The sequence below is a fragment of the Brevundimonas sp. FG8 genome (assembly GCF_057808845.1).
Map to the genome: position 1 here is coordinate 1 of NZ_JBMDIU010000011.1, position 12,930 is coordinate 12,930.

Annotated in this window: 10 protein-coding genes; 5 read left to right on the top strand and 5 right to left on the bottom strand. The window is 66.8% G+C overall.

Annotated elements, in window-relative coordinates:
• Positions 1-322 precede the first annotated feature (322 nt).
• The 4 genes from ACODRV_RS14805 (at position 323) to aguB (ending at position 5,500) form a co-directional block, all read left to right on the top strand.
• Positions 323-2,866: a TonB-dependent receptor gene (locus ACODRV_RS14805; protein ID WP_141627888.1), complete on the top strand. Its 2,544-nt coding sequence runs from the start codon at positions 323-325 to the stop codon at positions 2,864-2,866.
• 308 nt (positions 2,867-3,174) lie between these two features.
• Entirely contained in the window at positions 3,175-4,176 is a 1,002-nt protein-coding gene (locus tag ACODRV_RS14810) for an agmatine deiminase family protein (RefSeq protein WP_488908820.1), read from the top strand.
• Between the two features lie 30 nt (positions 4,177-4,206).
• The gene (locus ACODRV_RS14815; protein WP_488908821.1) at positions 4,207-4,581 is read left to right on the top strand and encodes a four helix bundle protein; all 375 of its coding nucleotides are present in this window, start codon (positions 4,207-4,209) and stop codon (positions 4,579-4,581) included.
• Between the two features lie 46 nt (positions 4,582-4,627).
• Positions 4,628-5,500 carry an N-carbamoylputrescine amidase gene (gene aguB, locus ACODRV_RS14820; protein WP_488908822.1) on the top strand — a complete coding sequence of 291 codons (873 nt, stop codon included), beginning with the start codon at positions 4,628-4,630 and terminating at the stop codon, positions 5,498-5,500.
• A 7-nt stretch (positions 5,501-5,507) separates the two neighbouring features.
• Here aguB and ACODRV_RS14825 read toward each other — a convergent pair whose 3' ends face one another.
• From ACODRV_RS14825 to ACODRV_RS14845, 5 genes are all read right to left on the bottom strand, one after another.
• Complete coding sequence (locus tag ACODRV_RS14825) at positions 5,508-6,308, bottom strand: phosphatase PAP2 family protein (protein WP_488908823.1); 801 nt, start codon at positions 6,306-6,308, stop codon at positions 5,508-5,510.
• On the bottom strand, positions 6,293-6,784 hold the full coding sequence (locus tag ACODRV_RS14830) for a hypothetical protein (protein WP_488908824.1): 492 nt from the start codon (positions 6,782-6,784) through the stop codon (positions 6,293-6,295). The genes ACODRV_RS14825 and ACODRV_RS14830 overlap by 16 nt, the downstream gene beginning before the upstream one ends.
• Before the next feature lie 107 nt (positions 6,785-6,891).
• Positions 6,892-7,137 carry a ribonuclease gene (locus ACODRV_RS14835; RefSeq protein WP_488908825.1) on the bottom strand — a complete coding sequence of 82 codons (246 nt, stop codon included), beginning with the start codon at positions 7,135-7,137 and terminating at the stop codon, positions 6,892-6,894.
• 214 nt (positions 7,138-7,351) lie between these two features.
• The gene (locus tag ACODRV_RS14840) at positions 7,352-8,404 is read right to left on the bottom strand and encodes a 1,9-bis(guanidino)-5-aza-nonane synthase (protein WP_141627881.1); all 1,053 of its coding nucleotides are present in this window, start codon (positions 8,402-8,404) and stop codon (positions 7,352-7,354) included.
• 123 nt (positions 8,405-8,527) lie between these two features.
• Positions 8,528-9,793, bottom strand: a complete 1,266-nt coding sequence (locus ACODRV_RS14845; RefSeq protein WP_488908826.1) for a type III PLP-dependent enzyme — start codon at positions 9,791-9,793, stop codon at positions 8,528-8,530.
• Positions 9,794-10,063: 270 nt separating this feature from the next.
• Between ACODRV_RS14845 and ACODRV_RS14850 the strand changes: the two genes are divergently transcribed.
• Positions 10,064-12,847 carry a M16 family metallopeptidase gene (locus tag ACODRV_RS14850; RefSeq protein WP_488908827.1) on the top strand — a complete coding sequence of 928 codons (2,784 nt, stop codon included), beginning with the start codon at positions 10,064-10,066 and terminating at the stop codon, positions 12,845-12,847.
• Positions 12,848-12,930 lie beyond the last annotated feature (83 nt).

A 12,930-nucleotide genomic window follows, 5' to 3' on the forward strand; every position in this document is an offset into this window, starting at 1 on the left:
CAAGGCAGCACTACAGAGCCGCCGGTCCTCGAAAGAGGGCCGGCGGTTTTGCATTTCCGCGCTGAAATCTTCCGGGCCTCAATCCTGCCCCGGTGGGGGGCGCACAGTCTCTTCGTGGACACAGTCCGGGTACGGATCGGATTTCATCCACAATTGTGCGCCGCAACAAAGGTGTGTCTCCCCGGCCACCCCCGCGCCTTGTCATATCACTGTCACATCAGTGTCGTCCCACTTTCCGACGTCGCGCCTAAGGGGGGCGTGATTTCGTCCGGCCCTCGCCGGCCGGCGGGCATTTCGCCCAACTCATCGGGGATAGATGACTATGACGAACCGCAAACGCGCGTTCTGGGCGACCACCGCCCTCTTCAGCGGCCTGCTTCTCGCCGGCGCCGCCTCGGCTCAATCGACCGGTACGGAAGCGACCGAAGCGACCACCCTCGGCGAAGTCGTCGTCACGGGCGCGCGCGGCCAGCGCAACATCGACGGTCTGGCCGTCGCTGAAACCGTCGCCAAGACGCGCAACACGGTCACCCAAGAGTTCATCTCGACCCAGACCCCGGGTCAAACCATCCTGCAGACCCTGAACGTCACTCCGGGCCTCAGCTTCACCAACACCGATCCGTATGGCTCGTCGGGCGGCAACATCCGCCTGCGCGGCTTCGACGGCGCCCGCGTGTCGCTGACCTTCGACGGCATTCCGCTGAACGACACCGGCAACTACTCGTCGTACACCAACCAGCAGCTGGACCCGGAACTGATCGAGCGCGCCTCGGTCAACACCGGTTCGACCGACGTCGACAGCCCGACCGCCGCGGCCACCGGCGGCACCATCAACTACCAGACCCTGCGCCCGACCGCCGACATGGGCGGCTGGCTCCAGACCTCGTTCGGCGACTTCGACTACCGTCGCTTCATGGGCCTGTTCAACACCGGCGAGTTCGGCCCGTGGGGCACCTCGGCCTGGTTCGCCGTCTCGCGTCAGGACTACGACAAGTTCAAGGGCCGCGGCAGCCTGCAAAAGACCCAGTTCAACGCGCGCATCTATCAGCCGCTGGGCGACAACGGCGACTTCCTGTCGCTGGCCGGTCACTGGAACGAGAACCGCAACAACAACTACCTCGGGCCGAACCTCGGCACCGCTGACGGTTCCATCCTGCCGCAAGTCGAAACCGACCCGCGCGGTTGGGATGTCGACTTCAACGACACCTACCTGCCGTACCCGGTCGTCGGCGCCAACGCCGCCAGCTACACCGGCCGCAACGGCGTCGCCGACGTCGATCCGTCGGGCAACAGCAACTTCTACGGCCTGCGCATCAACCCGTCGAACACGGGCAACATCCGCGGTCAGTCGCGCTTCACCCTGATGGACGGCCTTGTCCTGACGGTTGACCCGTCGTTCCAGTACACCCTGGCCAACGGCGGCACCGGCCAGACGGTTCTGTCGGAAACCGACCGCCTGCTGCGTGGCGTCAACGCCGCCGCCGCCGGCTTCGACCTGAACGGCGACGGCGACACCCTGGACAGCGTCCGCGTCCACGCCACCAACAACACCAACACGCACCGCTACGGCCTGAACAGCTCGCTGATCTGGGACCTGAACGACGATCACCGCCTGCGCTTCGCCTATGCGCTGGACTTCGGTCGTCACCGTCAGACCGGCCAGTACGGCCGCATCAACCGTTCGAACCCGCAGAACCCGCGCTTCGTCGACTGGTTCGCCGGCCGTAACGACGAGAACAACCGCATCATCAACCGTGACGGCTACGAACTGCGTACCCGTGACCGTCTGTCGATCGCGGAACTGAACCAGTTCTCGCTGGAATACCGCGGCCAGTTCCTGGACGACGCCCTGACCATCAACGTCGGCGTCCGCGCCCCGTTCTTCCGTCGTGAGCTGAACCAGTACTGCTACTCGCAGAACGCCTCGTCGAACGTCCTGTGCACCACCGAAGTGCCGAACGCCCCGCTGGCCAACGGTAACGTGACCTTCGCCGGTCGCGGCACCACCCAGTACGTCGCTCCGTACCAACGTGAAGTGAAGTTCGACGACATCCTGCCGAACCTGGGCGCCAGCTTCCGCTTCGGCGAAGGCCACTCGGTGTACGTTTCGTACGCTGAAACCCTGTCGGCTCCGCGTACGGACAGCCTGTACATCGTCGCCCGTCAGGCCGACGGTTCGCTGGCCGCCCCGGGCGTTCAACCCGAGAAGGGCCAGAACTTCGACGTCGGCTACCGCTACAGCTCGTCGACCCTGGTCGGCACGGCGTCGGTCTTCGCCAACAACGAAGACAACCGCATCGTCAACACCTTCGACGAAGACCTCGGCACCTTCGTGGACCGCAACGTCGGTTCGGTTGAGCGTTGGGGCGTTGAAGGTTCGCTGGGCTGGTCGCCGATCGAGGCCCTGAGCCTCTACGCTTCGGCCACCTACATGCAGACCGAGCTGCAGGACGACTACATCTACAGCTACACCGGCACGACCCCGAACATCCTGCCCACCAAGGGCAAGGAACTGGTGGAAACGCCGGAATGGATGTTCGCGGCTCGCGTGAACTACGAGTTCACCAACTGGCTCGAAGCCGGCCTGCAGGCCAAGTACACCGGCGAGCGTTGGGTCACCGACGTCAACGACATGAAGGTTGACGCCTTCACCACCGTCGACGCCAACGTCCGCATCGATCTGGCGCCCTTCGGCTACGAAGGCACCTTCGTCCAGATCAACGCCGACAACGTCTTCGACGAGAACTACTACGCCAACCTCGGCACCCGCGCTTCGGCGACCCCGGGCACCCTGGGTTACAGCCAGCCCTTCGCTTCGGTCGGCGCTCCGCGCACGATCTCGGCGACCCTGCGGGTGGCCTTCTAAGTCCGGACTTCGGTCTGAACTGAAAAAGATCGGGGGCGGTCCGGAAACGGGCCGCCCTCTTTCTTTGTTGGAAGGGCGCTATCGCTCGGCTCGCGGAGCCTCGCTGCCTGAGCGCGGCTTTCCCGCTTGGGTAGGCGAGAATTCGACGACGGTTTTTCGGTGATTTCGACGACGTCGAAGAACGATTCCGACGATTGCGACGACGAAGTTCGGCGCGTCATTCGACCTCCCGCGTTGAAGTCGGGGTCCGGGGTGTCTATCTGGCGCGGCTGGCCCGCCTTCGCCGCTGACAAGGATTGCTTTCAACCATGACCACGCCTGTTCCCGCCGAATGGTCGCCGCACCGCGCGATGTGGGTCGGCTGGCCCAGCCATGGCGAGCTGTGGGAGGACAATCTCGAACCGGCGCAGGCCGAGGTCGAGGCGCTGGTCCGCGCCCTGGCCGGTCCGGGCCGCGAGCAGGTCAAGCTGATGGTCGGCAAGGCCGAGGCGCTGGACGCGGCTCGCGACCGCTTCGCCGATGTGGGTGCTGTCGAGGTCATCGACGGCCGCTTCGGCGACATCTGGCTGCGGGACACCGGCCCGATCTTCGGCGCCGGCTCGACCCGCGCCGCCGCCTTCCGTTTTAACGGCTGGGGCGGCAAGTACGATCTCGAACATGACGACACGGTCGCCACCCAGATCGGCGAAGCCTCGGGCGTGCCGCTGGATCGCAACGACTTCATCCTGGAAGGCGGCGCGCTGGACCACGACGGGGAGGGGACCATCCTGACCACCCGCCAGTGCCTGCTGAACGCCAACCGCAACACCGGCTGGACCGAGGCGACGGCCGAAGCCGAACTGGCCGGGGCGCTGGGCGCCCGCAAGGTGCTGTGGCTGGGGGACGGTCTGTTCAACGATCACACCGACGGTCACGTCGACAACCTGGCCCGCTTCGTCGCGCCCGGCGTGGTGGCCTATCCCGTCGCCTGGGGCCGGGGCGATCCCAATGACGATGTTTACGCCGCCGTCGCCCGCGCCCTGTCGGAGATGACCGACGCCGAGGGTCGCAAGATCCGCCTCCTGCCCCTTCCGTCGCCGGGCTTCGTCGGCGACGAGGATGAAAGGCCCATCCCCGCCAGCCACATGAATTTCCTCATCGCCAACGGCGCGGTCATCGTCCCGACCTACGGTGATGATCGTGCGGCCAAGCTCGCCTGTGAGGGATTGGCCACCATCTATCCGGACCGCGAAATCATTCCTCTGTCGTCGATCGCCATCCTCACCGGCGGCGGCTCGTTCCATTGTATCTCGCAGCAAGAGCCAGCGTGAGGCGGGGTGAAAAGTGCTAGTGAGCAAGGAGTGAGCAACGAACCTCCCCGCAGCCACCGTGACCTAAAAGTCTGGCAGATATCGCTGGACCTGACGGAAACGCTTTACCGACTGACTACGGACTGGCCGAAACATGAGCAGTACGGACTTGTCAGCCAGGTCAGGCGGGCAGCGGTTTCCGTTCCAGCGAACATTGCTGAGGGAGCCGGGCGTCGAACGCAGGGAGAGTTCAGGCATTTTGTCGGGATTGCCCGCGGCTCTCTGGCTGAACTTGAAACCTTGCTGATCGTGGCCCGTAGGCTCGATTATGTGGACGAGCCCACGTACCGGGCCATTTTCAACGACCTGCTTGAACTGGGCAGGATGGCGACCGGACTTCTCCGATCTCTTGAGGAGCGGCGATGATCGCTCACTTCTCGCTCACTAGCACTCTTCACCAAAGGGCCGTCCAATGACCCGAACAGTCACCGTCGCCGCCATTCAGACCTCCTACGGTTCCGAGGATCTGCAAGCCAACATCGACAAGACCGTCGGTTTCATCCGCGAGGCAGCCGCCGAGGGCGCGCAGGTGATCCTGCCGTCCGAGCTGTTCCAGGGGCCGTACTTCTGCGTCTCGCAGGAGGAAAAGTGGTTCGGCGCGGCCTATCCGTGGCGTGAGCACCCTGCTGTGGTCCAGCTTCAGCCGCTGGCCAAGGAACTGGGCGTGGTCATTCCCGTCTCGATCTACGAGCGCGAGGGGCCGCACTACTTCAACTCGCTGGTGATGATCGACGCCGACGGGACGCTGATGGGCGTCTATCGCAAGAGCCACATCCCGGACGGCCCCGGCTATCAGGAGAAGTATTACTTCCGGCCCGGCGATACCGGTTTCAAGGTCTGGGACACGAAGTTCGGCCGCATCGGCGTCGGCATCTGCTGGGACCAGTGGTACCCGGAGACCGCCCGCGCGATGATGCTGCAGGGCGCCGAAATCCTGATGTACCCGACCGCCATCGGCACCGAGCCGCATGACGACACGCTCGATACGGCGGCGCCGTGGCAGCGCGCCATGCAGGGCCACGCCGTCTCCAACGTCGTGCCGGTCGTCGGCGCCAACCGGATCGGCCATGAGCAGGTGACCGAGGCGGGCCAGACCTTCTACGGCCACTCCTTCATCGCCAACCATCGCGGTGATCTGGTCGAGAGCTTCGGCGCCACGGACGAGGGCGTGCTGGTGCACACCTTCGATCTGGACTTCCTGGATCGGCACCGCGCCGCCTGGGGCTTCTTCCGCGACCGTCGCACCGATCTGTACGGCGCACTGGCGACCGGGCGTCCGGCCTGAACCGGGGCTAGTTGAGCGGCGGGGGCAGGCGTTCGCGCAGCGCCCACTGCTCGGCGGCGCAGGAGGGGTTGGTCAACCCCTCCGCACGGGCCGCAGCGACCTCCGCACGGGCGGCCTCCAGATCCTCGGCGAAGCCGGGCTCTGTCGATGCGCGGGCATAGAGGGCGCGGCCGATCCGTTCGCCGTCCGCGACGTCGCTTTGCCAGTTCATCCGGCAGACCTTGCGGCTCAGGCCGATGACCCGGCCCATGCCGCGCAGCCGGATTTCCTGATCGGGCGCGAGGTCCGCGAACATCTCGCTGTAGGCCGCTCCCGCGACCGCCGCTGCGGCGGGCCAGGACGGGCTGTCGCGCATCTCATCCGTGATCCGCTGGCAGGGCTGAAGGGACGGGTCCACGCCGATGGGGCGAGGGCGCGGATAGGCGGTGGCCAACCGCCGGGTGACGCTGTCCGTATCCACCAGCAGCCGGTTCATCAGCCGGGTCAGGGCAGGGCGCGGGTGCTGGTTCAGGCGCGTGCCGAGGATACAGTCGAAATGCTGGGCGGCCTCGGGCGCGCGCATCTCCGCCTGTGAGATGGCCAGCCACCAGCGATCCGAGCCGGGACCGCGTCCGGGCGGTCCCTCGACCCATTCCAGGGTCTGGGGCGAGGGCGTGAACTCGCCCGCAAAAGCTTGCAAGTCCGCATCGTCCAGATAGCCCGCCGACGGCAGGCCCACGGGGGCGGCCCGCGTCATGGTGTTTGTGCAGGCGCCGGTCAGCAGGATCAGCGCTGAAAGGGCGCTGACCCGGATCAGCCGCCGGTCCACGACAGCAGAACGTCGGTCGGGCCGCCGTCGACCGGGGTGGCGACGACGTTCAGCAGCTTGTCGCCGCCGTCGCCGGCGGAGTAGCCGCGCGCGCCGTCGCTGTTCAGGCTGTTGATCGGCTTCAGACCCGCGGCGTCGGCGCGCTGACGATAGAATTCGACGACCTGATCGGGGGTGGCGTCGGTCGAGAACGACAGGATGCCGCCGGGACCCGCGGGGCTCATGCCCGGGGTGGCGTCGCCCTTGGGCTCGCCGCCCGGATAGATCACGGCGTACTCGGGAGCGCCCGCTGCGGCCGGGGCAGGCGTTCCGGCGGGCGGCGGGGTCGTCGAAGGACCGGCGGCCGCGTCGGCCTCGCTCATGCCTCCGGCAGGGGTGGCGTCCACCGGGGTGGCAGCCTTGTCCTCAACCTTCTCACCGCAACCGGCCATGACGATGGCCGCCGAAAACGCGGCGGCCCAAAGCATGCGCTTCATCCCGTACCTGTCCTTGAGACTGAATTTTCTGGCTCTACCGTGGCCCAGACCTGCGGCGGCGGCAAGGCGGTACGGGGCCGTTTCGACGACCGATAGTGGCGAAGATGTCAGCCTTTGTCGCCATCCGCGCTGCCCTGCCGGGCCAATCCGGCGTTGACTTCGTCCTGATCGGGGTCGTTGTCGGAGCCCGTCGCCGCGCCGCCCTGCAGCGAGCCGGCGCGGGTGTCCGAGCCCATGTCCGAACCGCTCAGCGCCTCGATCAGGGCGTCCGGCGTCCGGCCCAGATCGGGCTTCTCGCCCATGCCATCGGCTTCAAGGGCATCCTGGGTCTGCGGCAGTGGCTGTTTGGGCATGACGGGCTCCTTCGCTGGACATAGCGGGCGAGGAGGAGGGCGGTTCCCGCAAATGGAAAGAGGGGGCCGGATCGCTCCGGCCCCCTCCTCATTTTGGTGCGCCAACGCTCGCGACGCGGTCGCTTGCTGCTTGAGCGCGCGAAGCGCCAGGCCGCGTCGGGTCGCGAAGGCGGAGCCTTTTAACCGCGGCCCACAAGACAGCGGCGAAGCCGTCTTACTTGCCGAACAGCTTGGCCCAGCGGCGCTTGTCGCGGTTCTTCCAAGTCCCGCGGTGATAGGCGTCCGAGCCGATCAGCGGCACGACCGTGGTGGCCTCGGCGAAGACCATCTGCTCGTGCGTGGTCTGGACCTTGCCCCACGAGGCGGCTTCCTTGAGCGTCGAGGACGAGCAGGCGCCGTCACGCACGTCGGCGACGGTGATCTGCACGGCATAGCGGTGCATCTCGGCCTCGATGCCGAGGATTTCGGCGCAGACGACGGTGTCCTGGGCGAAGTTCTTCGGCACGCCGCCGCCGACCATGAACAGGCCGGTGACGCCTGCGGCGATCTTGATGTCGGTCAGTTCGCGGAAGTCGGCGACCGCATCGATCATCAGGTAGGGCTTGCCCTCGGCCATCCGCTCCTTCTGGTGCTTCACCAGACCGAAGCCGGCCGAGGAGTCGACGAAAGCCGGGCAGAAGATCGGCACGCCTTCTTCATAGGCGGTCTGGATCAGCGAGCCGGGCTTCTTGGCGTTGCCTTCCGACAGCCACTTGCCCATTTCCCAGATGAACTCACGCGACGAGTAGCCGCGCGGCTCCAGACGATTGCAGATCTCCAGGATGGTGTGGTCGCAGGCCTGGAGTTCTTCCTCGTCGATGTAGGTGTCGTAGATCCGGTCGATGTAGTTGTCGCGCAGGACGTTGTCGTCCACCTCGCCGGCGGCCTGGTAGTGCTTGAAGCCGAGGGCTTCGAAGAAGTCCATGTCGACGATCGAGGCGCCGGTGGCGACCACGGCGTCGATCATGCCGAACTTCACCATGTCGCGGTACACGTGCATGCAGCCGCCGGCGGAGGTCGAACCGGCCAGGATCAGCCAGGGCGAGCAGTCCTTGTCTTCCAGCGCCATGTTGAAGATGTCGGCGGCGCGGGCGGTGTCGCGCGACGAGAACGACATCTTGCGCATGCTGTCGATGATCGGGCGGGCGTCGAACGAGGTGATGTCGACGTGCTCCACCGTGTTCTGGAGCAGCTGGGCCTTCTGGTTCGATTGAACGGGAGCGTTCATTGCAAGGGTTTCCCTTTGGTCTTGAGCGCCCGTCGTTTGAATAGAGAACAGCGGCCCGGACGGAGCGACGGGCCGCTGTTTATATGGAACGCCTGAGCGACGCTTTCGCGTCAGCGTGACTGTTTACCGGCGCGACTTCTTGCGCTGGCCGGCCTTGCCCTTGGGACGCGACAGGCGAACGACCTTGCGGGCCTGCTCTTCCGCCGTGGTGCGCACGGTCGGGATGGAGCGCGGCGCCAGGCCGTACAGCGAGGCCATCGGGGCGTCCTCGACCGCGGCGATGTCATGCTCGCCATAGCCGTTGAAGCCGGTCGTCATGGCGACGCCGTAGGCGCCGAGCATGCCGATCTCGATGAAGTCGCCTTCCTGCACATCGGCCGGCAGCCAGAACGGTCCCGGCATGTGGTCGATCGAGTCGCAGGTCGGGCCGTAGAAGCGGAAGGGCTTCAGATCGCTGGAGTTGTCACCGTCCCGGACCAGCTTGGTCGGGAAGGGCCAGCGCGAGTGGGTCGCGTCGAACAGCGAGCCGTAGGAGCCGTCGTTCAGATACAGGGCGTCGCCCTTGCGCAGGTCGACGCGGCACAGGACCGACGAGGACTCGGCGACCAGCGAACGGCCGGGCTCGCACCACAGCTCGGTCGTTTCCGACACGGGCATCTCGCGGAAGCCCCGGTGGATGGCGTCGGCGTATTCGCTCATGTCCGGCGGGACCATGCCCGGATAGACCGAGGGGAAGCCGCCGCCGACATCGACGATGTCCACGAACACGCCGGCGCGGCTGATGGCGCGACCGACCTGGGCCATGGCGGCCTCATAGGCGGAGGGCCTCATGCACTGCGAACCGACGTGGAAGCAGACGCCCATCAGCCCGTCCTTCACCGCCTGGCGGGTGGCCAGCAGCAGGGACGGGGCCTGGTCCGGCGAGACGCCGAACTTGCCCGACAGGGAATAGGCCGCGCCGTCCGCCGACACCGCCATGCGAACCAGCAGGTTCAGGTCGGTCGCGCCGCCGGTCGACTCGATGATCTTTTGCAGCTCGTCATGGCTGTCGAGCGAGAAGGTGCGGACGCCATGGTCGAAATAGGCCCTGGTGATCGCGCCGCGGCTCTTGACCGGGTGCATGAAGGCCAGACGCGCGTCAGCGCTGACCGAACGAACCAGCTCGATCTCGCCGATGGAGGCGACGTCAAAGGCGGTGACGCCCGCTTCGATCAGGGTCTCGATGACCCAGGGCGACGGGTTCGCCTTCACCGCATAGAAGACGTCAGCTTTCAGATTGTCCTGGAACCAGCGCGCCGCTACGGAAACCGAACGCGGTCGCACGAGGGCGACGGGGCGTTCAGGGGACCGCTCGCGGACCAGGTCCAGGGGAAATGGATACGTGCGCAATTCACGTAAACCCCTGTAATTGTTAAACCCAGACCGGCGTTAGCAGCGCAACGTTAGACCTACGGGGTCCGCCGGAAGGCGCGATATGAGGTCATACGACTGTCATGTAAAGCGGTTTTTTCTAGGCGGCCGTTGAGTTTGCGGGGAATTTATCCGCATGCGGATCGAGCGTCATGAGGCGGCCAGGCCGGCGCGTGTGACAGAGCCGTAACTTGGCGCCGGTCGAGGCGCTGATAGGGTTCGCCGGGACAACATCCGGGGGATCTATCCATGCGTCGCGCCGCCCTTCTCGCCGCCGTCTTCCTAGCCGTCACACCGTGGCAGGCCCATGCGCAGGTTCCGGCCTCCGAACTGGCCCGCAGCGTCGATATTCCGTTCGAGGAGTTCACCCTCGACAACGGCCTGCGCGTCGTCGTGCACACGGACCGCAAGGCGCCGGTCGTGGCCATCCACGCCTGGTACAATGTCGGCTCCAAGGATGAGCCGCAGGGCCAGACCGGCTTTGCCCACCTGTTCGAACACATCGGCCTGTTCAATCCGACGGAGAACGTGCCGGGCGGCCTGATGGAGCCCCTGCGGGCCATGGGCGCGACCGACTGGAACGGCACCACATGGTTCGACCGGACCAACTTCTTCCAGACCGTCCCGACCTCGGCGGTCGAGCAGGCGCTCTATATGGAGAGCGACCGGATGGGCCACCTGCTGGGCGCGCTCAGCCAGGAGCGGCTCGATAACCAGCGCGGCGTCGTCCAGAACGAAAAGCGCCAGGGCGACAACCAGCCCTACGGTCTCGTCTACTACACGGTGCTCGAGACCCTGTTCCCGGAGGGGCATCCCTACCGCCACTCGACCATCGGCTCGATGGCCGATCTGGACGCCGCCAGTCTGGAAGACCTGCGCCAGTGGCACCGCGACAACTACGGCCCGAACAACGCCGTGCTGGTGCTGGCGGGCGATATTGATGTCGCCACGGCCCGGACGCTGGTGAACCGCTACTTCGGCCACATCCCGCGTGGAGCGCAGAATGAGCCGGCGCAGGCCGACATTCCGACCCTGCCCGCGCGTGTCGACAAGCTGCTGCACGATCGTGTGCCGAACACCCAGCTGTCGCGGACATGGGTGGTTCCGGGTCTGCTGTCGGAAGAAGCGGCCTCGCTCGACATCGCGGCCAGCGTCTTCGGCGGTCTGGCCAGCTCGCGCCTCGACAATGCGCTGGTGCGCGGCGAGGAGACCGCCACCTCGGTCAGTTCCAGCTACCAGGCCTTCCAGCGGCTGGGGATGTTCGATCTGGATGTGAATGTGAAGCCGGGCGGCGACGCTGACGCGGTCTCCGCGCGGCTGGACCAGTTGCTGGCCGACTATATCGCCAACGGCCCGACGCAGGCCGAGGTCGAGCGGGCCGTCACCCGCCGCATCTCGGGCACGCTACAGGCGCTGGAGCCGACCGGCGGCTTCGGCGGCAAGGCCGTGACGCTCGCCGAGGGCGAGCTTTACGCCGACGATCCCGGCTTCTATCGCCGCCAGCTGGCCGCCTATGGCGCGGTGACGCCCGCTTCGGTGAAGGCCGCCATGCAGCGCTGGCTGACCCGCCCGACGCTGGCGATCCGGGTCGAGCCGGGTGAACGCGAAGCCTATGTCGAGGCGGCGGACAACCGTCCGGCCCCGGCCCCCGCCGCACCCCTGCCGATCACCCCGCGCGCGCCCATGCCCGCCGTCGGTGAGATGCGTCCGCTGGCCTTCCCGACGACCGAGCGCGCCCGCCTGTCGAACGGGATCGAGGTCGTCTATCTGCGCTCGACCACGGTGCCGATCACCCGCGTGGCGGTGGAGTTCGACGCCGGTCTCGCCGCCGATCCGGCGGATGAACTGGGCACGCAGACCCTGATGCTGGGCCTGCTGAAGGAAGCCGCCGGCGACCGCGACGCCGCCCAGATCGCCGAGCGCGAGGAACAGCTGGGCGCCTCTGTCAGCACCGGCGCGTCCATGGACCGCACGGTCGTCAGCCTGACTTCGCCGACCGCCAACCTCGATCCGTCGCTGGCCCTGCTGGGCGACGTCATCCGCCGCCCGGCCTTCCGTCCCGCCGACATCGAACGTCGCCGGGCGCAACAGCTGGCCACCATCGCGCAGGAACGCAGCTCGCCCAACGGTCTGGCCGCGCGCGCATGGCCCGCGCTGGTCTTCGGGACGGAGCATCCCTACGGCCGTCCGATGAGCGGACTGGGCTCGCCCGAAACTGTCGGCGCGATCAGCCGCGAGGACCTGCAAGCCTTCCACGCCAACTGGATTCGCCCGGACACCGCCCAGATCTTCGTCGTGTCCGACAAGCCGCTGTCGGAGATCACCGCCCTGCTCGACGCCCATCTGGGCCAGTGGGTCCCGCCCGCCTCGCAGCCCGGCGTGAAGAATTTCGACGCCGCCATCCCGGCGGCCCAGCCGCGCATCGTTCTGGTCGACCGGCCCCAGTCGCCGCAGTCGATCATCGTCGGCGCCATGGTCCTGCCGACGACGGGGCATCAGGACCGGGTGGTGTTCAACGCCGCCAACGAGGCCATCGGCTCGGGCTTCCTGTCGCGTATCAATCAGGACATCCGCGAGACCCGCGGTTGGTCCTACGGCCTCGGCGGCAACGCCGCCGGGCTTGAACATCAGGTGCCCTACATCATCTCCGCGCCGGTCCAGTCGAACCGAACAGGCGAGTCGGTACAGGTGCTGATCGACCAGTACCGCGCCTTTCTTTCCGACCGGGGCGTCTCCGCCGCCGAGCGCGAGCGGATCGTCAACGCCAACGTCCGCCAGTTGCCGGGCCAGTTCGAGACCTCGGCGGCCCTGATGGGAGCCCTGCGCTCCATGGCGCTGTATGGCCGTCCGGACGATTACTGGACCACGCTGGCGCCCCGCTATGAGGCGCTGGATCAGGCCGCGCTGGACGCCGAGGCCCGTCGCCTGTTCGGCGAAGCGCCCTTCGTCTGGGTCGTGGTCGGCGACGCCGCGACGGTTCGTCCGCAACTGGAGGCCCTGGGCCTGCCGGTCGAGGTGCGGGCCGCGCAGTAGGGGCAGGGCGGGTGCGGGGGCGTGTCCCCCGCGCCGTTCCGCTGGACGAAAACGACGCAGGCATGCCATTAAGACTTGCCTCG